This window comes from Rhodococcus sp. OK611 (genome assembly GCF_003050885.1).
GTDB classification, from domain to species: domain Bacteria; phylum Actinomycetota; class Actinomycetes; order Mycobacteriales; family Mycobacteriaceae; genus Rhodococcus_G; species Rhodococcus_G oryzae.
In genome coordinates this window covers 46,374-70,264 of record NZ_QAOZ01000007.1, presented here as the reverse complement: position 1 = coordinate 70,264, position 23,891 = coordinate 46,374, and the positions used below count along the sequence as shown (strand labels likewise).

Here is a 23,891-nt window from a genome sequence, read left to right as displayed (position 1 = left end):
GCAACCGAGAGGACGGAACCGATATGGCCGCAACGCCCCACACGCCCGGTGCCCTCGCGTCGCCGCACGGGCTGCCCGGCCACCTCGTGGACTTCGTCGAGGCGCTGCGTAAGCGGGGGATCGCGGTCGGGCCCTCGGAAACCGTCGACGCCGGTCGGGTGATGGCCGTGCTCGACCTGCTGGACCGGGAGTCACTGCGCGAGGGCCTGGCCTGTTCGCTGCTGCGCAGGCCCACCCACCGCGCGACCTTCGACGCGCTGTTCGACCTCTGGTTCCCCGCAGGGGTGGGACTGCGCGCGGACGGCGGCGCCGAGGTGTCGATCCCGCGCACCCCCGAGGGCCTGGTGGACTTCGACGCCCTGCGGGAGCTGATCGCCGGACTGCTCGCCGACGGATCGCCCGAGTCGCTTGCGCTCACCGAGCTGCTCACCGGGCAACTCGTCGAGGAGCTCGGCAAGTACGAGTCCTCCAAGGGACCGTCCTTCTCCGCCTACCAGGCGCTGCGCGATGTGGCACCGGAGACGCTGCTCGCCCGGATCCTCGACGGACTGATCGGCAACAGCGTGGACGGCGAGCACCCGGACGGCGACTACGCCACCGAGGTCGCACGCCGGACCGCCGCGCAGCGGATCGCGGACTTCCGCAAGATGGTCGAGGTGGAGACGCGGCGCCGGTCCGCCGAACAACTCGGCAAGGACCGGGTGGCGACCTACGGTGTGCCCCGGCTCGCCGAGGAGGTCGACTTCCTGCGGGCCTCGGACACCGAGCTCGTGGCGCTGCGACGCAGCGTGAGCCCCCTGGCGCGCAAGCTCGCGAGCCGGCTCGCGGCCAGGCGCAAGCGCAGCAGGGCTGGCGCCATCGACCTGCGCAAGACGCTGCGCAAGTCGATGTCGACCGGCGGGGTGCCGATCGACCTCGTGCAGCGCAAGCCGCGGCCTGCCCGACCGGAGCTGGTGGTGCTGTGCGACGTCTCCGGCTCGGTGGCGGGCTTCAGCAACTTCACCCTGCTGCTCGTGCACGCCCTGCGGGAGCAGTTCTCCCGGGTGCGGGTCTTCGCGTTCATCGACACCACCGACGAGGTGACCCGGTTCTTCGACGCGGGCGCCGACCTCGGCGCGGCGATGTCGCGGATGATCCGCGAGGCGGACCTGATCACCTACGACGGCCACTCCGACTACGGCAATGCGCTCGGTGTCTTCGCCGAACGCTTCGCGCACAGTCTGACCAGTAAGAGCTCGCTGCTGATCCTCGGCGACGCGCGCAACAACTACCGCGACCCGAACATCGCCGCGCTCACCCACCTCGCCGCGGTCGCCAAGCACACACACTGGCTCAACCCGGAGCCGCGCGGGCAGTGGGGTAGTGGCGACTCCGCGGCCTTCGTCTACGCGGACACGGTGACCATGCACGAGTGCCGGTCGGCGCAGCAGCTCGCCGCGGTGGTCGAGGGTCTGCTCCCGGTGTGACGGCGCACGGTCGGGCCGCGCCACGGCAGCCAGTAAGCTCGACAACCGTGCAGCAGGAACCAGGAGCAACCCCCAGGCGGCGACCGCGTCGCCTCGGGGTGATGGGCGGCACCTTCGACCCGATCCACCACGGCCACCTGGTCGCGGCCAGCGAGGTCGCGGACCGGTTCGCGCTCGACGAGGTGATCTTCGTGCCGACCGGGCAGCCGTGGCAGAAGGCCGCGCGCACCGTCAGCCCGGCCGAGGACCGCTACCTGATGACCGTGATCGCGACGGCCTCGAACCCGAGCTTCTCGGTCAGCCGGGTGGACGTGGACCGCGAGAAGGCCACCTACACCGTGGACACCCTCCGCGATCTGCACCGCCAGCATCCCGATGCCGAACTGTTCTTCATCACCGGCGCGGACGCGCTGGAGAGCATCCTGTCCTGGCAGGACTGGGAGGAACTGTTCGAACTCGCGAAGTTCGTCGGCGTGAGCCGCCCGGGCTTCGAGCTCGGCGTCGGGCACCTGGCCGAACACCTCGAGGGCCTGCCGGAGGACGCGGTCACACTGATCGAGGTCCCCGCCCTGGCGATCTCCTCGACCGAGTGCCGGCTCCGGGCCGCCGAAAACCGTCCCGTCTGGTACCTCGTGCCGGACGGCGTCGTGCAGTACATCTCGAAACGCAATCTGTACCGACCGCACGATTCCGAGCGCCTCGACGGCGCCGTCACCGTGTCGCAACCGGCACCGCACAAGATCAGTACCCATCCGCAGAACCGGGAGAACACGTAGTGAGCGCATCCGCCGAAGCCCTTGAAATGTCGCGAATCGCGGCGCTGGCAGCAGACGAGAAACTGGCGAGCGATGTGGTGGTGCTCGACGTCTCCGAGCAGCTCGTCATCACCGACTGCTTCGTCATCGCGTCAGCGGCGAACGAGCGTCAGGTCAACGCCATCGTCGACAACGTCGAGGAGAAGCTGCGCGAGGCCGGTCACAAGCCGGTCCGTAAGGAGGGCACCCGCGAGGGTCGCTGGGCGCTGCTCGACTATGTCGACATGGTCGTCCATGTCCAGCACGACGAGGAGCGGAACTTCTACGCGCTCGAGCGGCTGTGGAAGGACTGCCCGGTCGTCCCGGTCGACGGCATCGAGCCGCGGTCGAAGATCGCAGGCACACCCGCGGACGAGGCCGTGGAGTCCCCCGACTACCCGGAGTCCGCTCAGTGACCGAAAGCCCCACCACCGGCCCGACCGTCCGGCGCTTGATCCTGCTCCGGCACGGCCAGACCGAGTACAACGCGGGCGACCGGATGCAGGGTCAGCTCGACACCGATCTCTCGGAACTCGGCCGGGTCCAGGCGAAGTCGGCGGCCAGGGTGCTGGCCGAGCGGCGTCCGATCGCGATCGTCTCCTCTGACCTGCGGCGGGCCCGCGACACGGCCACCGCGTTGGGCGAGCACGCCGGCCTCGAGATCGGACTCGACGAGCGGCTGCGCGAGACCCATCTCGGCCAGTGGCAGGGGCTGACCCACACCCAGGTCGACGAGCGTGACCCGGGTGCCCGGCTGGCCTGGCGCGCCGACGCCCGGTGGGCCCCGCCCGGCGGCGAGAGCCGGATCGACGTGGCCAGGCGCGCGACACCGGTCGTGACCGAACTGGTTGCCCGGCAGGAGAGCTGGGGCGACGAACCGATCGTGCTGGTGGCGCACGGCGGGCTGATCGCCGCTCTCACGGCCGCGCTGCTGGATCTGCCCGTCGACCGGTGGGCGGTGTTCGGAGGCCTGGGCAACACCAGCTGGGTGCAGCTGAGTGGCCACGGGGACCCGGACGCGCCGAGCTGGCGCCTGGACGTGTGGAACGCCTCGGCGACGGTGGCCAGCGATGTCCTCTGAGCTCGCGGTCGAACCGCCCGTCGAACCCGGCCGCCCCGTCCTGTTGGTGCTGGCCGATTCGCTGTCCTACTTCGGGCCGAAGGGCGGGCTGCCCGCCGACCATCCGCGGATCTGGCCGAACATCGTTGCCGCCGAGCTCGGTTGGGACGTCGAACTGGTCGCCCGAATCGGCTGGACCAGCCGCGATGCCTACTGGGCGCTGATCCAGGACCCGCGGGTGTGGGCCACCGTGCCGCGCGCCGGGGCCGTTGTCTTCGCCGTCGGCGGCATGGATTCGCTGCCCTCGCCGCTGCCCACCGCGCTGCGTGAGCAGATCCGCTACGTGCGGCCGCCCGCGCTGCGGCGCGTGGTGCGGTCCGCCTACGGCTGGCTGCAGCCGCGGCTGTCGCCGCTCGGCTGGCCGGTCGCGCTGCCCCCGAAACTGAGCGTCGAGTATCTCGAGAGTGCAAGGAACGCATTGGAATACATGCGACCCGAGCTCCCGGTGATCGGCACCCTGCCGTCCGTCCACGACTGCGAGGCCTACGGCAAGGTGCATTCGGGTCGGCCCGGCGCGGTCCGCGCGCTCGAGCAGTGGGGTGCGGAGAAGAACGTGCCGCTGGTCGACCTCGCCGAGGCGGTCCGCGAGAACGTCTTCTCGGAGCACGGCAATCCCGATGGCATCCACTGGGGCTGGGAGGGGCACGAGCGGGTCGCCGCGGCCATGCTGAGCGCGATCCGCGCGGCGGTTCCCGGCCGGGAACCGCTGGAGGGCATACGGTAACGCTGTGCCCGTCGTCGTCGTCACCGATTCCTCGGCCTGTATCGCTCCCGAAGTGGCGCAGCGGTACGGGATTCGCGTCGTGCCCCTGCATGTCCTCGTCGGCGGCAGCGATGTGCGGGAGGGCGTCGACGAGATGCCTCATCCGCTCCCGCAGGGCGCCACGATCACCACGTCCGGGGCCTCGCCGGGCGAGCTGACCGAGGCGTATTCGCGGGCACTGGACGAGAGCGCGGGCGACGGCGTGCTCGCCGTGCACATCTCGCGCCAGCTCTCCGGCACCTGGGAAGCCGGACGGCAGGCCGCGGAGGGATTCGGCGGCAGCGTGCGCATCGTCGATTCGCAGTCCACGGCAATGGGATTGGGCTACCCGGCGTTGGCTGCAGCCCGGGTGGCGAAGGCGGGGGGCGACCTGCGGGCGGTCTATGAACGCGCCGTGGACGTCGCGAACCGTGGCCGGCTGCTGATCATGGTCGACCGGCTCGATCACCTGCGCAGGGGCGGCCGGATCGGCACCGCCGCGGCGTTGCTCGGCACCGCGCTGGCCATGAAGCCGGTGCTGCACATGGTGGACGGCAAGCTGGTACTCAAGGAGAAGACGCGCACCGCGACCAAGGCGCTCGCCAAGATCATCGAGAGCGCGGCCGACTATGCGGGGCACGGCCCCGCCGCGGTGGCCGTGCACCACCTGCAGGCGCCGGAGCGGGCCGAGGAGGTCGCGGAGGCGCTTCGGGCGCGGATCCCGTCGATCAGCGAGATGGTGGTCTCGGAGATCGGCGCGGTGATCGGCACGCACATCGGCCCCGGTGCCATCGGTGTGCTGGTCTGCCCCGGCGGAGCGGACGCCGAGAACATGACGGCGGAGCCCGCCGGCCAGGGCGAGAGCACTCATCCCCAGCCCGAGAACTGACTCACAGCGTTGCCCCTCATGGTCCCGTTCAGCCGTCACTGGGTCTGACGATGACCGAGTTGATGTCGTAGACGCCGAAGAACTGGACGAAGGCCAGCGCCTGCGGCTTGTCTCCGTTCTGGTCGGTGGTGAACGACATCAGTGGGTTCTGCAGACCTGCATGTGTGGCGTACACGGTGTAGCGGGTGTCGGCGGTCATCCCGCGTCCAGAGAACTGCACCATGTCCACACCGTCGACGGCCCGCACGATGAGAGCGCTCGAGCCCGGACCCACCAGAGCCGAGGTGACGCTCTGGACCGGAAGGTTCAGGCCTTGCCGGGTCAGGTTGGCCGTCCCCGGCCCATCGGGCACCGCGCCGGCGACGTACACCACCGCCTGACCTTCCTGTCCCGTCCGCAGGGTCGTGACGATCGCGCGGGTGGCGGTGTCGATGACGTCGACGCTGTCAGAGCCCTCGTTGACGACGTAGACACGGGTGTTGTCGGGGCTGGGCCAGATGCCGTGCGGTTCGACACCGGAGGACGGAATGGACCCGACCTGGGTGGGTGGCCCATCAGGGTGACGCTGGTAGATCTTGGTTTCGTCGGTACCACCCACGGTGAGGTAGACGAGCTCCGCTTCAGGTGTGGTCACGAATGCCGGGTGGTTGGTGTTCGGCCCGGAATCGAGGACCGCGCTGACAGCGCCGGTGGTCAGGTCGATGACGCTGACCTTGCCGGCCTTCTTGTGCGCGGCCCACAGCTCCTTGCCGTCGGGTGAGAGGGCCATGTCGGAGGAGAAGGGGTCGGTGAGCCCTGCGATTTGCTGCACGACTTCACGCGAGGCGACGTCGATGACGTCGATCGTCGCCGCGCGTGAGTGGTTGACGTAGGCACGACTCCCGTCGGGGCTGAACAACACCTTCGACGGGCCCGACTCCGTGCTGATCTGTCCGATGACCCCGCCCTGTAACGCATCCACGATGTCGAGCTGGGACAGTGCCCGGTCCGCGACCCAGACGGTGTGGCCGTCCGGGCTGAAGAATCCCTCATGGGAGGAACGGCCAACGGTGGTCTGCGACACGATGCTGTTGTCGGCCGTGCGGATCACGGTGACGGTGTTGGACGTGACGCTGACCGCGTCGAGGAATTGGCCGTCCCGGGAGAATCCGAGACCGTGCACGTCGACATTGCGCAGGTATTGCGGACCCAGGATGTCGCCGAGCCGCTGTGCCCCGAGCGCTATCGTCCCCAGGACCTCGTCGGCCGCGGGGTTGATCACCGTCACCGTGTTCGAGGTCTGGTCCCCGGTGTAGACCCGGTCACTCGGCGAGATGGGCTGCGCCCCTGGCAGCGCAGGCGCCTGTTCCAACCGCGCCGTCGGTGTTCCCGGGGTGGGGCTGCTGGACTGAGCGCCCTGCACGCCGCCGTCGCCGTCGCAAGCCGACAACAGCGCCAACGCGGCGCCGGCGACCACCGCGATTCCTGCACGCCAGACGATGCCACGATGCGTGCTCACGTCAGTCCTCCACTCGGTCGGTCGGCCCCCTGGGCTTCGGTACCTCCTGGCACTGTCACGTTGATTGAGAAAGTTTAGCCCTGCGGTTGGTTTCATCCCCAGCCCGAGAACTGATCCACAGCAGGCTCGAACTCGGGGTCTGCTCGCCCGATCCGGGCGGATCGCGGTCCTAGCGTCGCTGTCATGCGCAGCACCGACGAGACCCGGGACCGGATCAGGCAACGACTCGAGGCGATCGCTGCCGGGGGCCGGGTCGACAAGCCCGCCCCGTCGTGGGACCGCGTTGATCAGGCGGAATCCGGGCCGGACCCCGGTGACGGCGATCCGGGTCTGCGCGCTCCCGAGTGGCTGACCGACCAGGCGGCCCCGGCGCGCTCGCGGCTGGCGCCCGGCCGCCGCGGAGTGGTGGCGTTGGCGGCGGTCGCGCTCGTCGCGGCGGTGATCGGGGTGGTGTTCGCCTGGCGGGACCGGCCCGTGGCGCAGGCGGTCCAACCGGTGACCGTCGTGTCCACCGACTCCCCTGGTCAGCCAGGGGACGCACCAACGCCCGCACCGGCGCCCGCGGATCCGGTGGCCGCGTCACCGCCCGCCGAGCTGGTGATCAGCGTCGTCGGACTGGTACGGACCGCGGGCCTGGTGCACCTGCCTGCGGGGGCCCGGATCGCGGACGCGCTGGCGGCGGCGGGCGGGGCCAGGGACGGCGCCGACCTGCTGGGGCTGAACCTGGCACAGCGGCTCAACGACGGGGACCAGATCCTGGTGGGGCTGGCGCCCCGCGACGGGGCGCCCGTCGCGGTGGGCAGCGCCACCATCGGGGCGGGCCCGGCCGCTGCGGGCCCGGCCCGTCCGCCCGATCCGGCGGCGCCAGGCCGGGTGAACCTCAACACGGCGTCCGAGGCGGAGCTGGACGGACTGCCGGGGGTGGGCCCGGTCACGGCGGCGGCCATCGCCGCGTGGCGGCAGGCCAACGGGCGGTTCACCGACATCGAACAGCTCGGCGAGGTGGACGGGATCGGGCCTGCCCGGCTGGAGAAGCTGCGCGCGCTGGTGACCGTGTAGATGACGATGTCAGGTGCCCCGGTCCCCGACGGGCGAGTGCTCGACCTCCGGCTGCTGCCGTCGGCGGGAATGTGCTGGGGCGCAACGCTGGTCGGGATCGAGCTGGGATGGCGGGCCGCGCTGTGGACGGCGGTCGGAGCGCTGGCCGCGGCGGCGACCGCCGTGGTCGTCGCGGTCGCGGGCACCCGCCGAGCCTTGGCGGGCGTGCTGATCGCGGCGCTGCTGATCGGAGCCGGCTTCGCGGTCGCCGTCGCGGCCCGCGAGCGGGCGGTTGCCGAGCACCCGCTGACCGCGGTCGCCTCGCGGGGAGGGCACGTGAGCCTCACCGTCGTGCCGGTGGACGACCCGCGGCGCGTTCGCTCCCCGGCAGGCGACACGGTGATGGTCCGGGCGTCGCTTCGATCGATCGACGCGCGGGGTCCGGGGGCGGGCGGATACGCCGTCGGCGGTTCCGTGGTGATCTTCGCGCCCGCCGACGGCTGGCAGGAGCTGCTGCCGGGGCAGCGGGTGAGCCTGCGGGGCAAGGTGAGCCGCCCGATCCGCCGCGACCTCACGGTGGCGACGATCCGCGTGACGGGGGAGCCGCTTCGGGTCGAACCGGCGCCGCGGACGCAGCGGGTGGCGGGCGCGGTCCGGGCCCACTTCGCCGCGGCCGCGCGATCGGCGTTGCCGCCCGAGGCGGCCGGACTGTTGCCGGGGCTGGTGGTGGGGGACACCTCCGGGCTGCCGGGCACGGTGCGGGACGACTTCACCGCCGCCGGGCTGTCCCACCTGACCGCGGTCTCCGGGGCGAACATCTCGATCCTGATCGGCGCAGTCCTGCTGCTCATGCGGGCGTTGGCTCTGGGGCCGCGCACGTCGGCGGTGCTGGCGGCGGTGGCGTTGGCGGCCTTCGTGATCCTGGCCCGGCCGTCGCCGAGCGTGCTCCGGGCCGCGGTGATGGGCTCGATCGGGCTGCTCGCCCTGATGACCGGCAGGCGTAAGCAGGCGATGCCCGCGCTCGGGGCGGCCGTGATCGTGCTGTTGGCGTTGTTTCCCGCCTTGGCCGTGGATTTCGGGTTCGCCCTGTCCGTCGCGGCGACCGCGGCGCTGGTGCTGCTGGCGCCCGGGTGGACGCGGTGGCTGCGGGCGCGGGGCTGGCCGCGGGCGCTGGCCGAGGCGGTGGCGGTGGCCACCGCCGCGTACGTCGCGACGGTGCCGATCGTCGCGGCGATGTCCGGGACGCTCAGCACGGTGGCGGTCGCCGCCAACGTCGCGGTGGCCCCGGTGATCGCGCCGGTCACCGTGATCGGCGCGATCGGGGCCGCGGGTGCGGCGGTGTGGCTCCCGCTCGGCGGCCTGATCGTGCGGGCGACCGGGCCGCCGCTGTGGTGGTTGCTGCGGGTCGCCGAGTGGGCCGCGGGTGCGCCCGGCGCCACGGTCGAGGTTCCCGCCGGGCTCGCCGGCGCCGCGGTGATGGCGGGGATCGCGGCGGGTCTGCTGCTCGCGATCCGATCTCGGTGGCTGCGGCGGGTGCTCGCGGCCGCGGTGCTGGGGCTGGCGCTGGTGTGGGTGCCGGTCCGCGTCCTGTGGCCGGGCTGGCCGTTGCGGGACTGGGTGTTGGTGGCCTGCGACGTCGGGCAGGGCGACGCGGTGGTGCTGGCCGCGGGGGACGGCGCCGCGGTGGTGATCGATGCCGGTCCGGAACCGCGACTCGTGGACGGCTGCCTCGAAAGGCTGGGCGTGCGGACGGTCGCGGCGGTGGTGCTGACGCATCTGCACGCCGACCACATCGACGGCCTGCCCGGGGTGTTGCGGGGGCGCCGGGTCGGTGCCGTGGTGCTCGGCCCGATGCACCAGCCGGAGAGGGGTTTTCGCCAGGTGAGCACGCAGGCCTCCGCTTCCGGCGTGGCGATCAGGGAGGCGAGGGCGGGGGAGCAGCTGCGGCTGGGGGCACTGACGTTCCGGGTCCTCGGGCCGACGCTGCCGGTGCCCCGCAGCCCGGCCGTGGGAGCGGAGATGGCGAACGAACAATCTCTGGTGCTGTCGGTGGACACCATCGCGGGACGGATCCTGCTCACCGGGGACGTCGAGGCGGAGGGGCAGCGGGACCTGCTGCGGGATCGGGTGCCGGTGGCCGCGGACATTCTCAAGCTGCCGCACCACGGCTCGCGCACCACCACCGAGGAGTTCCTGCGGGCGGTCGGGGCCAGCCTGGTCGTGGTCTCGGTCGGGCAGGGCAACACCTTCGGCCACCCCAACCCCGGCATCCTGCGTGCCCTGCAGGAGATGGGCGCCACGGTCGCCCGGACCGACCGGGGCGGCGACGTCGCGGTGGGCAGATCCGGCGGCGGGGCGATCTCCGTCGGACGACCCTGATGACCCGGCGTGCGTCGGTACGGCTCCCTCCGCGCGGTGTCGGCGCATCGTGGGACGATCTTCGGGTGAGTCCCGCATCCCCAGCCCCCGCGCCGCTCCACCTGGTCCTCGGCGACGAGGAACTCCTGATCGATCGCGCGGTCGCCGGCATCGTCGCCGAGGTCAGGGCCAGCTCGGCGAACGCCGAGGAGCTGCCCGTGACCAGGCTCCGGGCGGGTGACGTGAGCGTCGCCGAATTCGCCGAGCTGCTCAGCCCCTCGTTGTTCGCCGAGGATCGGGTGATCGTGCTCGAGGCCGCCGCCGAGGCGGGAAAGGATGCGGTCGCGCTGGTCCTCGACGCCGCGGCTGCGCCTCCCGAGGGATTCGTCCTGGTCATCCTGCATTCCGGTGGCGGCCGCGCCAAGGCGATGGTGGGGGCGTTGCAGAAGTCCGGCGCCGTCGTCCATGAATGCGCCAGGCTCAGCAAGCAGGGCGAGCGCGCCGACTTCGTGCGCGGCGAGTTCCGCACGGCGGGCGTCCGGGTCTCGCCGGAGGTGATCCAGGCGGTGATCGACGCGGTCGGGTCTGATCTGCGCGAGCTGGCCGCGGCCTGCTCGCAGCTCGCCGCCGATACCGGCGGACTCATCGACGCGGCCGCCGTGCAGAAGTACTACACGGGCAAGGCCGAGGTCTCGGGCTTCGATGTCGCCGAGCTGGCGGTGTCGGGCGACCGAACCGGTGCGATGGAGGCGCTGCGGTGGGCGATGCTGCGGGGCGTCCCGCACGTGCTGCTCGCCGACGCCCTCGCCGATGCCGTGCACACCGTCGCCCGGGTGGGCTCCGCCGGCCGCGGCGACCCGTTCCGGATGGCGTCGGAGCTGGGCATGCCGCCCTGGAAGATCAAGAAGGCGCAGGGGCAGGCGCGCGGCTGGGGCTCCGAGTCCATCGGTGAGGCCCTCGGCGTCGTCGCCCAGCTCAATGCCGACGTCAAGGGCGCGGCCGCGGACCCGGACTATGCCGTGGAGTTCGCGGTGCGGCGCGTCGCCGAGCTGTACAGGTGAACCCCGCGCCCGACGACGGCGGGCTACCTCGATCTGCTCCCGGATGCGGGCTCGCCGCGACCCACGCCGGCTCAGCACGCGATGAACAACCGACTGGTCGCCGCCGTGTACGAGCGGGTCTGGCGTCCGGTCTGGACCGCTGCGATGGGCGCCAACAGACTGTCGGCGGGCGGCGAGCGGGCGAAGGCGGTTGCCGTTCGACGACGGGACGTTCGACGCCGTCTGCTGCTACGCCGCGCTCTACCTCGTCCCCGAGCCGATGACCGTCGTCGACGAGATGATCCGGGTGCTCTCGCCCGGCGGCCGGATCGCCGTGATGACCGGCTACGGCCGTGAGCACCCCAAGCCCTGATTCGGGAACGCGAAAAACCGCCCGGTCATGGACCGGGCGGTTCTGCGAGACGGTTTACGTCAGAGCTTGTTGGCGGCCAGCGCGAGGGCCGACTTCTTGTTGGCAGCCTGGTTGGCGTGGATGACGCCCTTGCTGGCTGCCTTGTCGAGCTTGCGGCTCGCGACCAGGAGGAGCTCGTCGGCCTTCGCCTTGTCGCCCGAGGACGCAGCCTCACGGAAGGAACGGATCGCGGTACGCAGCGAGGACTTCACCGACTGGTTGCGCAGTCGCTGGCGCTCGTTGGTAGCGATCCGCTTCACCTGGGACTTGATGTTGGCCACGCGTAGAATCCTGTCGTTTTCGCTCGGTTTCTTGTCTAAGAAGCTTTGGGCGCACTTGGGCGCCGACGGTCGAGATTACCAGGGACCGGTCCTGGAACCCAAACCGACGCGCATCGCGGGGTGCGAACTATGACGTTGTCGGCTCGCGCTGCCGGTCGCCGCGAGCTGTAGCACCATTGGCCGATGAATCTCCGATCATCGACGATGCCGCAGGTGGCGGCCGAGGCGGGTCCTGTGCAGCGGGGCGGATCGCGGCCGCCTCGCATCTTCGACGGGTACGCCGACATCGGACGATACGCGCTCGCCTACGACGAGATGTTCGACCGGGACGGTAAGGTCCGCGCGCCCTACCGTGGGATCCATGCGGCGCTGACACCCTCGGACGCCGCTCACCTCGCCGCCCGCGCCGACGCGCTCGGCCGGGCCTTCATCGATCAGGGCATCACCTTCTCGCTGTCGGGCCAGGAGCGCCCGTTCCCGCTGGACCTGGTGCCGCGGGTGATCGCGGCGGCCGAGTGGTCCCGGCTGGAGCGGGGGATCAAGCAGCGGGTGCAGGCGCTCGAGATGTTCCTCGCCGATGTCTACGGCGAACAGGCGATCCTGCGCGATGAGGTGGTCCCGAAGTCGCTGATCACCTCGTGTGAGCACTTTCACCGCGAGGCATTCGGGATCGTGCCGCCGAACGGGGTGCGCATCCACGTGGCGGGTATCGACCTCGTGCGCGACGCGAACGGGACCTTCCGGGTGCTCGAGGACAACCTCCGCTCGCCGTCGGGGGTGTCCTATGTGATGGAGAACAGGCGGACCATGGCGCGGGTCTTCCCCGACCTGTTCTCCTCTCACCGGGTGCGGGCGGTCGGCGACTATGCGACGCACCTGCTGCGGGCCCTGCGCAACGCGGCGGCGTTGAACGAGGCCGATCCGACCGTGGTTGTGCTCACCCCTGGCGTCGCGAACTCGGCGTACTTCGAGCATTCCCTGCTGGCCCGGCAGATGGGCGTGGAGCTGGTGGAGGGGCGCGACCTGTTCTGCCGCGACAACGTCGTCTACATGCGCAGCACCGAGGGCGAGCGTCAGGTGGACGTGATCTACCGCCGGCTCGACGACGAGTACCTGGACCCGATGCAGTTCCGGCCGGATTCGGTGCTCGGCGTCGCCGGGCTCCTGAACGCCGCGCGCGCCGGGAACGTCGTCATCTCCAGCGCCGTCGGCAACGGTGTCGGCGACGACAAGCTCGTCTACACCTATGTTCCCGCGATCATCGAGTACTACCTCGGGGAGAAGCCGCTGCTGGCCAACGTGGACACCTACCGGTGCTGGCTCGAGGACGAGTGCGCGCAGGTCCTCGATCGGGTCGACGAGCTGGTGATCAAGCCGGTCGAGGGCTCGGGCGGGTACGGGATCGTCTTCGGCCCGGATGCCTCGCCGAAGGAGTTCCGGGCGATCAAGCGCAAGATCCGCGACGACCCGCGCGGTTGGATCGCGCAGCCGGTGGTCCAGCTCTCGACCGTCCCGACGAAGGTCGGCGACGTGCTGGCGCCGCGCCACGTGGACCTGCGGCCGTTCGCGGTGAACGACGGCGAGGACGTCTGGGTCCTGCCCGGGGGTCTGACCAGGGTCGCGTTGCCGGAGGGGTCGCTGGTGGTTAATTCCAGCCAGGGCGGCGGCAGCAAGGACACCTGGGTGCTCGCGAGCCGGACCTCGGACGCGGAGCGCGAGCTGGCGGGCGCCGAGCTGGTGGGTGAACCGTCGCGGGCCGGGCAGACCGAGCAGGGGCCGGAGCTGTCCACAGGACAGCAACAGCAGCAACAACAGCAGCAGGGTGGGGTGGGGGACGATGCTGGCGCGTAATGCCGAGTCGCTGTACTGGATCGGGCGCTATTCGAGCGCGCCGACGACACCGCCCGCATCCTCGATGTCGCCGTGCACCAGTTGTTCGAGGACTCCACGGTCGACGCCGACCGGTCCTCGCGGCTGCTGCTGCGGGTGCTGGGGATCTCGCCGCCGGAGGGCTCGCTCGACGTGTGGTCGGTCACCGACCTGGTCGCGTTCAGCCGCGACCAGGGTGGATCGATCGTCGACTCCCTTGCGCATGCCCGCGAGAATGCAAGGGGCGCACGGGAGGTGACGTCGAGCGAGATGTGGGAGTGCCTGAACACCACCTACAACGGCCTCGCCGCGCGCGAGGAGGCCGCTCGGCGTCTCGGCCCGCACGAGTTCTTCAGGTACGTCGAGGGCCGCGCCGCGATGTTCGCCGGGCTGGCGGATTCCACCCTCAGTCGCGACGACGGCTACCGGTTCCTGCTCCTCGGCCGGTCCGTCGAACGGGTGGACATGATCGTGCGGCTGCTGCTCTCGCGGGCGGGGGACCGTACCAGCTCGCCCGCCTGGGTGACGGTGCTGCGGTCGGCGGGAGCCCAGGACACCTACCTGCGGACCTACCGCGGCGCCCTCGATGCGCGTCGAGTGGTCGAGTTCATCCTCCTGGACCGGCTCTTCCCGCGGTCCGTGTTCCACGCCCTCCGGCAGGCCGAGCAGTGCCTCGACGAACTCGACCACCGGCCGCACAGCCGGGTCGGCTCGCGCGCCGAGGCCCAGAGGTTGCTCGGCAGGGCCAGGAGCGAGCTGGAGTTCCTGCCGCCGGGGGTGCTGATGGAGGACCTGCAGGCCAGGCTGGTGTCGCTGCAGGAGACGTGCCGCGAGCTGGGGGAGGCCATCGCGTTGCAGTACTTCCACTCCGCGCCGTGGGTGGCGTGGACCGACGCGGGGGCCAGGAGCGGCGACTCGACGCTGGAGGGGGAGCTATGAGCTGGCGGCTGCGGGTGGTGCACACCACCGGATTCGCGTACAACGCGCCGGTGACCTCCTCCTACAACGAGGCCCGGCTCACCCCGAGGAGCGATCATCGGCAGAACGTGATCCTCAACCGTGTCGAGACGGCCCCGGCGACCAGGTGGTACCGGTACACCGACTACTGGGGTACCGCGGTCATCGCGTTCGACCTGCACGCCCCGCACACCACGCTGGAGGTCTCGGGATCGTCGGTGGTGGAGACCGATCCCTTCGCCGCACCCACGGAGACCGTGACGTGGGCGCAGCTCGAGGGTGCGTATCTGCGCGACAGGTTCGGTGAATTGCTCAGCGACACAGCCTATGTGCCGGGAAGTCGCAAGCTCGCTGCCGTCGCCAGGGACCTGCGCAAGGGGTGCGGGCCCGCAGAAGCGGTTGTGGCGGCGTCCAATTGGGTGCACGAGGAGATGTCCTACGTGCCGGGCACGACGGGGGTGCACACGTCGGCGTTGCAGGCCTGGGGCGAGCGGGCCGGGGTGTGCCAGGACTACGCGCACCTGACGCTGCTGTTGCTGCGGAGCATGGGCATCCCCAGTCGCTACGTGTCCGGCTACCTGCATCCGAAACGTTCCGCCGCACTGGGGGACACCGTGGAGGGCGAGAGCCACGCCTGGGTGGAGGCCTGGACGGGGGAGTGGTGGGGGCATGACCCGACCAATGCCGTCGAGGTCAACGAGCAGCACGTATCGGTGGCCGTGGGCAGGGATTACGCCGATGTCCCACCGCTCAAGGGGATCTACTCCGGCGGCGGCTCGACAGACCTCGATGTTGTTGTGGAGATCACCCGCCTCGCGTAGCGTCCCGAAATGATCTTGTCCTTGCATATGACCCTATTTCACTGAAGGTGGAACATGTCTCCGACTGCACAGGAAATATCTGAGAAGGAACCGATCTCGGACGTCAAGAAGTACGTCGCCGAGGGCATCGGCACGTTCGTCTTGGTGTTCGCATCGGTGGGCACCGCGGTGATCGCGGGCGACAAGGTCGGCAACCTCGGCGTCGCCCTGGCGTTCGGCCTCACCCTGCTCTTCCTCGTGTATTCGATCGGACCCATCTCGGGCTGCCACGTGAACCCGGCCGTCACCTTCGGGCACTTCCTGCTCGGCCGCATATCCGTGGCCAAGGCGGGCCTGTACGTGGCCGCCCAGGTTCTCGGCGGCGTGCTCGCCGGCGTCGTCCTCTACTCGGTGGCCAAGTCGCTGCCCTCCTACAACCGCGCCGCGTCGGGGCTCGGTGCGAACGGGTGGGGTGCGCACAGCCCGTCGGCGATCAAGGGTCCGCTGGGCATCGGGGTGCTGGAGAACGGGTACGGCCTCGCCGCGATGATCGTGATCGAGGTGCTCCTCACCGCGCTGCTGGTGTTCGTGGTCATGGCCTCGACCGACCAGATCTCGGACGTGCCGCTGGCGGGCATCTCGATCGGCTTCACCCTCGCGGTGATCCACCTGGTGTCGATCCCGATCGACAACACCTCGGTGAACCCGGCCCGCAGCATCGCGGTGGCGCCCTACCAGGATGGCGCGCTCGGCCAGCTGTGGGCGTTCATCGTGTTCCCGCTGATCGGCGGCGCGCTCGGCGCGCTGGCCTACCGCGGGGTGTTCGGTCGATACGACCGGATCAACATCTAGCGGGACCCGAACCCACGATCCGAAGGACCCCCGACGCGGATGGCGTCGGGGGTCCTTCGTCCGTGTCGCGGCGTCGCGTTTGTTCAAGCGCGGTGTCGGTGGACCGTCCTACGCTGCATGTCATGCAGGCAGACAGCACCTTCTCCGTGACCTCGTTCGAACCGACCGAGTACACCTCCCCGATCCAGACCGGACTCGACGTCGGGTACACGTACATGACCAAGACCTTCACCGGCGACATCGAAGGCACCTCGCGGACCCAGTTCACCTCCGCGTTCTCCCAGGAGACCGGCGTGGGCACCTACCTCGCGATGGAATCGTTCGAGGGGTCGATCGGCGACCGCCGCGGCACCTTCAACTTCGCGCACATGGCCACCACGGACGGCGCCGACCGCAGCCACCACCAGCTCGTCGTGGTCCCCACCAGCGGGACCGGCGACCTGGCGGGGATCACCGGGACCGGCGAGCTTCTCGTCGACGCGGACGGCACCCACCGGCTGCGGCTCGACGTGGAGTTCGCCGGCAACTGATCAGGGTGGCGGGCCGGAAGTGCCTCAGCTCCAGCTGAAGTCGGCCCGCAGGCGGGTCGCGACCTGCTCGAACCGGCGCTGATCGAGGATGGCGCCCTCGCGGCGGATGCCGGCCTCGGGGACGTCGAGCACCCGGTCGAGGCGCACCCAGCTCGGGCGGCCGGCGCTGTCCCAGGAGCCGGCGCCGACTCCCATCCAGTTCCGGTCGCCGTCCCGATCGGCGTTCGAGGACAGCATCAGGCCGAGCAGGGTCTCGCCGTCGCGCCCGACGACCAGGACCGGCCGGTCCTTGCCCTGGTGTGCGTCCTCCTCGTAGGTCACCCAGGTCCACACGACCTCGCCCGGGTCGGCCCGGCCGTCGAGGTCGGGGGAGTACTCGACCCGGCGGGCGCGGTGCGCGGTCGGCACCGCGGTGGAGGACACCGGTCGTCCGGGCTTGAGGGGCGGCTTCGGCGTCGGGGCCTGCTCGACACGGGCCTTGCCGGGCAACACTCCCGAGCGTTGCAGCTCCTTGAACAGGCGGGGGCCCTCGCGCAGCGCGATGCTCCCGAGTTGCTTGCCGATCTGCGTCCAGCTTCGTGCCATGCGTCCAACCTATCTGCGCGGCGCGGATCGGCATCGATCGGCCGCATCGGATCCACGCAACGGGCTGCACCATCCGATTTCGATACCTCTGGGTCCTTCTGTAGCGGGTGCTGCCGGACGAGAATGGACTCGTCAGGATTTCCCGGCGATGTCGGGAACAATCCAAGGATTGGGAGAGATCATGCTCGGCCTCTTTTTGGGTCTGGGCAGCACCGCCCTCGCGCTGGGTCTGGGTGTGGGCTTAGCCCTCACCATCGGACTCGCCCTCGGGAGCGCGGCGCTCGGGCTCGGCTTGCTGATCAGCGACGCAGCCATCAAATACGACATCGACGAACTCGAAGACTGACCGACACATCGTCGGCGACCTCATCGTCATGGGGTGATATGCCAACCGAGGATCCAACTTCACAACTGCGCGGCTTCACAACTGCGCGGCAGGGGCGCTGAATATGCTTGTGCGCGTTGTCATGCGCCGAGAGCGGCCGACAACAGCTGCCAGGACGCATGCAGGTCGTCCTGCCAGTAGCCCCACGAGTGACTGCCCGGTGCGCCGAGTTCGACGGTGGCGGGGATCCCGAGCGCTGCGAGCCGGTCGGCCAGCTGGCGGGTGCACTGATCGGTGGCCGCTTCGATGACGCCACCCACCGCAACCTGGGCGCCCAATGCGATGGGGTTGCCGCCGATCCGGGGATTGTCGAGGGTGTCGTGTGGACCCGGTAACCCGGTCCGGTTGGAGATGTACAACGCGATCCCGCGCAGCCTCTCGGCCTGCAGATACGCGTCGTTGGCCACCCAATCGGGGTCCGTGTAGGGACCCCACATGTTCGTCGTGGCGCCACCCCCGGCCCCGACTACCAGCTCCACATACGCGCGGCCCGGAGGAGCGCTCGTGTGCGCACAGCCGCTGAATGCGGCAGCGCCCCGATACAGGGACGGCGCCATCTCCGCGAGCGTCAACACCGCGCTGCCCGACGTGGACAGCCCGGCAATTGCGTTGCGCCCGTTCGCGCCCAGCGTCGCATCGACGATCGGCGGGAGTTCCCTGGTGAGGAAGGTGGTCCACTTGTTCACCCCGAGCGCCGGGTCTGGCCGCTGCCAGTCGGTGTAGTAGCTGAACTTCCCCCCGACCGGAGTGACCACGTTGACGTTCTTGTCCGCGAAGAAGGCGACCGCGTCGGACTGCGCCTGCCAGGTTGCCGCGTCCTCACCCCCGCCTGCGCCGTTGAGCAGGTACAGCGTCGGTCGCGGTGAGGAGGTGTCGGCCGGGCGGATCACCTCCAACTGGATCGTCCTGTCCATCGCCGCGGAGTGGACGTACACGTTCCACTGCCGGCCGCCGGTCCTGTCGATGTGGTCGAGATACGAGCCTGTCCCGCTCTGGAGCGCCGAGCGATCGGGGCTCGCCGCGGCGGGCGACCCCCCGGCCAGCCACGAGGTGGCGACGATCAGCACGACAAGCTGCGCCCACCATCGGGGACTCGTGACCGCTGCGCACCTGACCTGTTCATGGACCATGCGCCACCACACTCCCTCAGACCGCACGCATCGGATAGCTGAGTGCACCACTCAACGGCGAGGAACTCTGACCACGATCATCTCGCATTCGCAGGCCCGAAGGAATGCTCTTGGCAGGTGCATCGGCGAAGATGGTGGCTCACTATCTCGGCCGGGCATCGGCAGCTGTCACACTAGACGTCTACGCACACCTGTGGTCCGGCGACGACGATCGCGCGCGGGACGCAATGGATATGGTTCTGGTGCGGGACCAGTGCGGGACGGACACACCGGCCGGTGCAGCTTCAGTGAGTGAGTGAGATGAGGAAAAGGGCTTGACCAGCAACTTTGCGGAGACCACGTTCACGGATCCCACGCGGATCCGGAACTTCTGCATCATCGCGCACATCGACCACGGCAAGTCGACTCTCGCGGACCGGATGCTGCAGCTCACCGGAGTGGTCGATCCGCGGCAGATGCGCGCCCAGTACCTGGACCGGATGGACATCGAGCGCGAGCGCGGCATCACCATCAAGGCGCAGAACGTGCGGCTGCCCTGGGTCGTCGAGAACGAGGACGGCACCAAGGAAGAGATCGTCCTGCACCTGATCGACACGCCCGGTCACGTCGACTTCACCTACGAGGTGTCCCGCGCGCTGGAGGCCTGCGAGGGCGCCGTGCTGCTGGTGGACGCCGCGCAGGGCATCGAGGCGCAGACGCTGGCGAACCTGTACCTGGCGATGGAGAAGGACCTCACCATCATCCCGGTCCTCAACAAGATCGACCTGCCCGCGGCCGATCCCGACCGCTACGCCGAGGAGATCGCGCACATCACCGGCTGCGAGCCGGGCGACGTGCTGCGGGTCTCGGGCAAGACCGGTGTCGGCGTCAAGGAACTGCTCGACGAGGTCGTCAAGAAGGTCCCGGCTCCGGTCGGGAACGCGGACGGCCCTGCGCGCGCGATGATCTTCGACTCCGTGTACGACGCGTACCGCGGCGTGGTCACCTACGTCCGCGTGGTGGACGGGCGGATCACCCCGCGCGAGAAGGTCACCATGATGTCCACCGGCACCACCCACGAGCTGCTCGAGGTCGGCATCATCTCGCCCGAGCCCAAGCCGAGCATCGGCCTCGGTGTCGGCGAGGTGGGCTACCTGATCACCGGCGTCAAGGACGTCCGCCAGTCCCGTGTCGGCGACACCGTCACCGCCGCGCGCAACGGCGCCACCGAGCCGCTCGTCGGCTATCGCGATCCCAAGCCGATGGTGTACTCCGGCCTGTACCCGATGGACGGCTCCGACTACCCGGTGCTGCGCGACGCGCTCGACAAGCTGCGGCTCAACGACGCGGCGCTGGCGTACGAGCCGGAAACCTCTGTGGCCCTTGGGTTCGGTTTCCGCTGCGGGTTCCTCGGGCTGCTGCACATGGAGATCACCCGGGACCGGCTCGAGCGCGAGTTCGGCCTCGACCTCATCTCGACGGCGCCCAACGTGGTCTACCGCGTGGTGATGGAGGACGGCTCCGAGCACGAGGTCACCAACCCGTCGTACTGGCCGGAGGGCCGGGTGCGCGAGGTGTACGAGCCGATGGCCAAGTGCACCGTCATCGCGCCGAGCGAGTACACCGGCCCGATCATGGAGCTGTGCCAGAGCCGTCGCGGCGAGCTCGGCGGCATGGACTACCTCTCCGAGACCCGGGTCGAGCTGCGCTACACGCTGCCGATGGGCGAGATCATGTTCGACTTCTTCGACTCGCTGAAGTCGCGCACCAAGGGCTACGCCAGCCTCGACTACGAGGAGTCCGGCGAGCAGCAGGCCGCCCTGGTGAAGGTGGACATCCTGCTGCAGGGCGAGGCGGTCGACGCTTTCAGCGCGATCGTGCACAAGGACGCCGCGTTCGCCTACGGCAACAAGATGACCACCAAGCTGCGCGAGCTGATCCCGCGCCAGCAGTTCGAGGTGCCGATCCAGGCCGCGATCGGCGCGAAGATCATTGCGCGCGAGAACATTCGCGCGATCCGCAAGGACGTGCTCGCCAAGTGCTACGGCGGCGACATCAGCCGTAAGCGCAAGCTGCTCGAGAAGCAGAAGGAGGGCAAGAAGCGGATGAAGACCATCGGTCGTGTCGAGGTCCCGCAGGAGGCCTTCGTGGCGGCGCTGTCCAACGAGTCGGTGGCGGACAAGCCGAAGAAGTAGGCGCCGCGCGCACAGGCGGCGTAGCCGCGACAGGAGAGGAATCGGCATGCTCGAGACCTGGCTGACCAGGGAACTGCGGATCGAGGTGCCGATCCTCGGCGCGCCGATGGGCGGCAGGGCAGGCGGCGAACTGACCGGCGAGGTGTCCAAGGCGGGGGGCCTCGGGCTGCTCGGCGCGGCGCGGTACGCGACCCCGCAGTGGGTGGCCGAGGAGGCGGCGGTGGCCCGCCGCATCGGCGGGCGGTTCGGCGTCGGGCTGATGACGTGGGCACTCGACGACGACGACACCCTGCTCGACGCGGCGCTGGCTGAGGAGCCGGTGCTGGTGTCGCTGTCCTTCGGCGACCCGGCCGCCTACGTGCCGCGGGTGCACGCCGCGGGTATCCCTGTCGTGTCCCAGGTGAACACGCTCGAGGACCTGCGGGTCGCAGAGGCTGCCGGGGTGGACCTGGTGATCGCCCAGGGCGGCGAGGCGGGCGGGCACACCGGCCAGATCGGCACCCTGCCGCTGCTGCAGGAACTGCTCGACGCGACGGACCTGCCGGTGGTCGCGGCCGGTGGCATCGGAACGGGGCGCGGGCTGGCGGCGGTCATCGCCGCGGGCGCGGAGGGCGCGCTGATCGGCACCGCCCTGCTGGCCAGCCCGGAGACCATCGGACCCGGCTATGCCCGCGAGCGGGTGGTCGAGGCAGGCAGCGCCGACACCGTGTACACCTCCGTCTTCGATCAGGCCCGTAGTCAGCCGTGGCCGAGCCGCTGGGGCGGCCGGGCGATCGCGAACGAGTTCACCGAGGCCTGGCACGGCGCCGACGGGTCCGAGGAGACCCTCGCGGAGGCCTACGACCCGAACGACCCCGACCTCGGCGTCGTGTACGCCGGTGAGGCCGTCGGCCTGGTGCACTCGGCCCGTCCGGCGGGCGAGGTCGTTCGGTGGATCGCGGACGATGCGGAGCGGCTGCTACGCCGGTTTGCCTGACGAAGCCCTGGCGGGCCGACCCGCGGCGTTCTCAGGTCGGGCCGTGCGCGGGCTGGAAGGTACCGGTGTCGCCGGCCTCCTCGGCCCTGATCACGTGCACCACCGCGTTGATCAGCGCCAGGTGGGTGAAGGCCTGGGGGAAGTTCCCCAGGTGCCTGCCGGTCCGCGGATCGATCTCCTCGGCATACAGCTTGAGAGGGCTGGCGAACCCGAGCAGCCGCTCGCACAGGCGCTTGGCGCGTGACAGTTCGCCGATCTCGACCAGCGCCGACACCAGCCAGAACGAGCAGATGGTGAACGTGCCCTCCTCGCCGGACAGGCCGTCGTCGGTGGTCTCCACCCGGTACCGCAGCACCAGACCGTCGTCGGTCAACTCGTCGGCGATGGCAAGCACGGTGGCGCGCACCCGGTGGTCGTGCGAGGGCAGGAAGCGCAGCAACGGCACCAGCAGCAGCGAGGCGTCGAGCGAATCGTCGCCGTAGCGCTGTGTGAAGACGCCCCGGTCGTCCACCCCGTGTTCGAGGATGTCGTCCTTGATCTCGTCGGCGATCCGCGCCCACTGCTCGGCATACGCCTTCTCGCCGTGCAGGATCGCCAGCTTGCTGCCGCGGTCGAGGGCCACCCAGCACATCACCTTCGAGGAGGTGAAGTGCTGCGGTTCGCCGCGCACCTCCCAGATCCCGCGGTCGGGCTGACGCCAATGCTCGATCGCCTCCTCGACCTGCCGTTTGAGCAGCGGCCACAGCGATTCGGGGACCCGGTCGCGCGAGCGCACGTGCAGGTACACCGAGTCGAGCATGGTGCCCCAGATGTCGTGCTGGTTCTGGTTGTATGCGCCGTTGCCGATGCGCACCGGGCGGGCCCCGTCGTATCCGGACAGGTGGCCGAGCTCCTCCTCCTCGAGGGTCTTCTCGCCGCCGATCCCGTACATCACCTGCAGCGGGTTCGGGTGACCGTCCTCGGACCGGGACACGTCGTAGATGAACGAGAAGAAGTCGTTGGCCTCCCGGTCGAGGCCGAGGGTGTACAGGCCCCACAGCGCGAAGGTGGAGTCGCGCACCCACGCGTAGCGGTAGTCCCAGTTGCGCTCGCCGCCAGGGGTTTCCGGCAGGGAGGTGGTGCAGGCGGCGAGCAGCGCACCGGTCGGGCTGTAGGTCAGGCCCTTGAGGGCGAGCGCGCTGCGCTGCAGGTATCCGCGCCACGGGTGGTCGGGAAAGCGGCCGATGGTGATCCACTGGCGCCAGCACTCCGCGGTCTGCCACATCTTGTCCGCGGCCTCCTCGAAGGTGCCGGGCGCGGGCACGTCCGCCCAGGACAGGGCGACGAAGCCGTTGTCGCCCTCCCGCATCCGGGTCCGGATCCGCGCCTCGCGGCCCTCGAGTCCGAGTTTGAAGTTCGTGGTCAGCCGCAGGGTGGGGTGCGCGCCGAGGATGCTGCCGTCGCAGGTGGCGGTGGCCTCCTCGTAGACCTTGCCCGTGTACTCCCACTTCGCGGCGGCGCGGTGATAGTCGAAGGCGGGCTCGCAGCTCATCTCCAGCTCGATGGTCCCGCTGACACACTTGATCGTGCGCAACAGGATGCCCTCGGCGTCCCAGTCGGTCGGGGTGCGCCGATGGGTCTTCGAGCGCTCCTGGGTGTTGTGCCACGGGCCCATCACCAGGGCATCACGCACGATGAGCCAGCCGGTCTCGGTCTGCCACGTGGTCTCGACGATCAGGCCGCCCGGCAGGTAGCGCCTGGCCGCGGGCACGTTCTGTCCGTAGGGGCCGATCCGGAAGTGACCCGCGCTCCGATCGAGGACCGCACCGAAGACGCTCGGCGAATCCGGGCGGGGCACACACATCCACTCGACCGAGCCGTTGCGGGCGATCAGGCAGGTGGTCTCGCAGTCGGAGAGAAAGGCGTAGTCGTCGATGGGCGGGAAGGTGCTGCGATGGTGCTCCAGGTCGATGCGCGCAGGCAGGTTCGCGGGCACCATCTCGCCGTTTGTGAGCG

21 protein-coding genes and 2 pseudogenes are annotated in these 23,891 nt (G+C 70.1%); 18 read left to right on the top strand and 5 right to left on the bottom strand.

The annotated features are described in order from the left end of the window. Positions 1 to 23 precede the first annotated feature (23 nt). From C8K38_RS10310 to C8K38_RS10285, 6 genes are all read left to right on the top strand, one after another. The gene (locus tag C8K38_RS10310) at positions 24 to 1,466 is read left to right on the top strand and encodes a vWA domain-containing protein (protein WP_097211402.1); all 1,443 of its coding nucleotides are present in this window, start codon (positions 24 to 26) and stop codon (positions 1,464 to 1,466) included. A 101-nt stretch (positions 1,467 to 1,567) separates the two neighbouring features. After that, positions 1,568 to 2,242: a nicotinate-nucleotide adenylyltransferase gene (nadD, locus tag C8K38_RS10305; protein WP_027499922.1), complete on the top strand. Its 675-nt coding sequence runs from the start codon at positions 1,568 to 1,570 to the stop codon at positions 2,240 to 2,242. Continuing rightward, the gene (rsfS, locus tag C8K38_RS10300; protein ID WP_097211400.1) at positions 2,242 to 2,676 is read left to right on the top strand and encodes a ribosome silencing factor; all 435 of its coding nucleotides are present in this window, start codon (positions 2,242 to 2,244) and stop codon (positions 2,674 to 2,676) included. The genes nadD and rsfS overlap by 1 nt, the downstream gene beginning before the upstream one ends. Further along, positions 2,673 to 3,341, top strand: coding sequence for a histidine phosphatase family protein (locus C8K38_RS10295; protein ID WP_097211399.1), 669 nt, complete (start codon positions 2,673 to 2,675; stop codon positions 3,339 to 3,341). The genes rsfS and C8K38_RS10295 overlap by 4 nt, the downstream gene beginning before the upstream one ends. Beyond that, on the top strand, positions 3,331 to 4,104 hold the full coding sequence (gene octT / locus C8K38_RS10290) for a diglucosylglycerate octanoyltransferase (protein ID WP_077042071.1): 774 nt from the start codon (positions 3,331 to 3,333) through the stop codon (positions 4,102 to 4,104). Before C8K38_RS10295 ends, octT begins: the two co-directional genes overlap by 11 nt. A 4-nt stretch (positions 4,105 to 4,108) precedes the next feature. Beyond that, the gene (locus C8K38_RS10285) at positions 4,109 to 5,011 is read left to right on the top strand and encodes a DegV family protein (protein WP_097211398.1); all 903 of its coding nucleotides are present in this window, start codon (positions 4,109 to 4,111) and stop codon (positions 5,009 to 5,011) included. Positions 5,012 to 5,039: 28 nt separating this feature from the next. On the opposite strand, the gene C8K38_RS10280 is transcribed toward C8K38_RS10285, so the two are convergent. Continuing rightward, a complete protein-coding gene (locus C8K38_RS10280; protein ID WP_179800516.1) occupies positions 5,040 to 6,509 on the bottom strand; it encodes a YncE family protein in 1,470 nt (489 codons plus the stop codon). A 183-nt stretch (positions 6,510 to 6,692) separates the two neighbouring features. Between C8K38_RS10280 and C8K38_RS10275 the strand changes: the two genes are divergently transcribed. From C8K38_RS10275 to C8K38_RS27975, 4 genes and pseudogenes are all read left to right on the top strand, one after another. Beyond that, positions 6,693 to 7,568, top strand: a complete 876-nt coding sequence (locus C8K38_RS10275; RefSeq protein WP_097211396.1) for a ComEA family DNA-binding protein — start codon at positions 6,693 to 6,695, stop codon at positions 7,566 to 7,568. Next, on the top strand, positions 7,569 to 9,926 hold the full coding sequence (locus C8K38_RS10270) for a ComEC/Rec2 family competence protein (RefSeq protein ID WP_257017421.1): 2,358 nt from the start codon (positions 7,569 to 7,571) through the stop codon (positions 9,924 to 9,926). A gap of 65 nt (positions 9,927 to 9,991) precedes the next feature. Continuing rightward, on the top strand, positions 9,992 to 10,966 hold the full coding sequence (holA, locus tag C8K38_RS10265; RefSeq protein ID WP_257017420.1) for a DNA polymerase III subunit delta: 975 nt from the start codon (positions 9,992 to 9,994) through the stop codon (positions 10,964 to 10,966). Positions 10,967 to 10,978: 12 nt separating this feature from the next. Continuing rightward, positions 10,979 to 11,300: pseudogene (locus C8K38_RS27975) on the top strand (class I SAM-dependent methyltransferase); the annotation flags it as partial. A gap of 77 nt (positions 11,301 to 11,377) precedes the next feature. Here C8K38_RS27975 and rpsT read toward each other — a convergent pair. After that, positions 11,378 to 11,638, bottom strand: coding sequence for a 30S ribosomal protein S20 (rpsT, locus tag C8K38_RS10255; protein WP_027499933.1), 261 nt, complete (start codon positions 11,636 to 11,638; stop codon positions 11,378 to 11,380). A gap of 204 nt (positions 11,639 to 11,842) precedes the next feature. Here rpsT and C8K38_RS10250 point away from each other — a divergent pair, with 204 nt between their 5' ends. From C8K38_RS10250 to C8K38_RS10230, 5 genes and pseudogenes are all read left to right on the top strand, one after another. Next, positions 11,843 to 13,489, top strand: coding sequence for a circularly permuted type 2 ATP-grasp protein (locus C8K38_RS10250; RefSeq protein ID WP_097211394.1), 1,647 nt, complete (start codon positions 11,843 to 11,845; stop codon positions 13,487 to 13,489). Then, positions 13,476 to 14,446, top strand: a pseudogene (locus C8K38_RS10245) (alpha-E domain-containing protein). The gene C8K38_RS10250 and the pseudogene C8K38_RS10245 overlap by 14 nt, the downstream one beginning before the upstream one ends. Further along, positions 14,443 to 15,285, top strand: a complete 843-nt coding sequence (locus tag C8K38_RS10240; protein ID WP_097211393.1) for a transglutaminase family protein — start codon at positions 14,443 to 14,445, stop codon at positions 15,283 to 15,285. The pseudogene C8K38_RS10245 and the gene C8K38_RS10240 overlap by 4 nt, the downstream one beginning before the upstream one ends. 54 nt (positions 15,286 to 15,339) lie before the next feature. Then, entirely contained in the window at positions 15,340 to 16,116 is a 777-nt protein-coding gene (locus C8K38_RS10235; protein ID WP_097211392.1) for an aquaporin, read from the top strand. Positions 16,117 to 16,238: 122 nt separating this feature from the next. Beyond that, positions 16,239 to 16,646: a DUF3224 domain-containing protein gene (locus tag C8K38_RS10230; RefSeq protein ID WP_097211391.1), complete on the top strand. Its 408-nt coding sequence runs from the start codon at positions 16,239 to 16,241 to the stop codon at positions 16,644 to 16,646. A gap of 24 nt (positions 16,647 to 16,670) precedes the next feature. Here C8K38_RS10230 and C8K38_RS10225 read toward each other — a convergent pair whose 3' ends face one another. After that, a complete protein-coding gene (locus tag C8K38_RS10225; protein ID WP_097211390.1) occupies positions 16,671 to 17,231 on the bottom strand; it encodes a type II toxin-antitoxin system PemK/MazF family toxin in 561 nt (186 codons plus the stop codon). Here C8K38_RS10225 and C8K38_RS26855 point away from each other — a divergent pair. Next, positions 17,230 to 17,577: a hypothetical protein gene (locus tag C8K38_RS26855; protein ID WP_143548430.1), complete on the top strand. Its 348-nt coding sequence runs from the start codon at positions 17,230 to 17,232 to the stop codon at positions 17,575 to 17,577. The two genes, C8K38_RS10225 and C8K38_RS26855, sit on opposite strands and share 2 nt — an antisense overlap. A 119-nt stretch (positions 17,578 to 17,696) precedes the next feature. Here C8K38_RS26855 and C8K38_RS10215 read toward each other — a convergent pair whose 3' ends face one another. Next, positions 17,697 to 18,746 (bottom strand): alpha/beta hydrolase, encoded by a 1,050-nt coding sequence (locus tag C8K38_RS10215; protein ID WP_097211389.1) that lies wholly within the window; start codon positions 18,744 to 18,746, stop codon positions 17,697 to 17,699. 314 nt (positions 18,747 to 19,060) lie between these two features. On the opposite strand from C8K38_RS10215, the gene lepA reads away from it, so the two are divergent. Together lepA and C8K38_RS10205 are read left to right on the top strand one after the other, a co-directional pair. After that, positions 19,061 to 20,920, top strand: coding sequence for a translation elongation factor 4 (gene lepA / locus C8K38_RS10210; protein ID WP_097211388.1), 1,860 nt, complete (start codon positions 19,061 to 19,063; stop codon positions 20,918 to 20,920). 46 nt (positions 20,921 to 20,966) lie between these two features. Then, positions 20,967 to 21,896, top strand: coding sequence for an NAD(P)H-dependent flavin oxidoreductase (locus C8K38_RS10205; protein WP_097211387.1), 930 nt, complete (start codon positions 20,967 to 20,969; stop codon positions 21,894 to 21,896). 31 nt (positions 21,897 to 21,927) lie between these two features. On the opposite strand, the gene C8K38_RS10200 is transcribed toward C8K38_RS10205, so the two are convergent. Further along, complete coding sequence (locus C8K38_RS10200) at positions 21,928 to 23,874, bottom strand: glycoside hydrolase family 15 protein (protein ID WP_097211530.1); 1,947 nt, start codon at positions 23,872 to 23,874, stop codon at positions 21,928 to 21,930. Positions 23,875 to 23,891 lie beyond the last annotated feature (17 nt).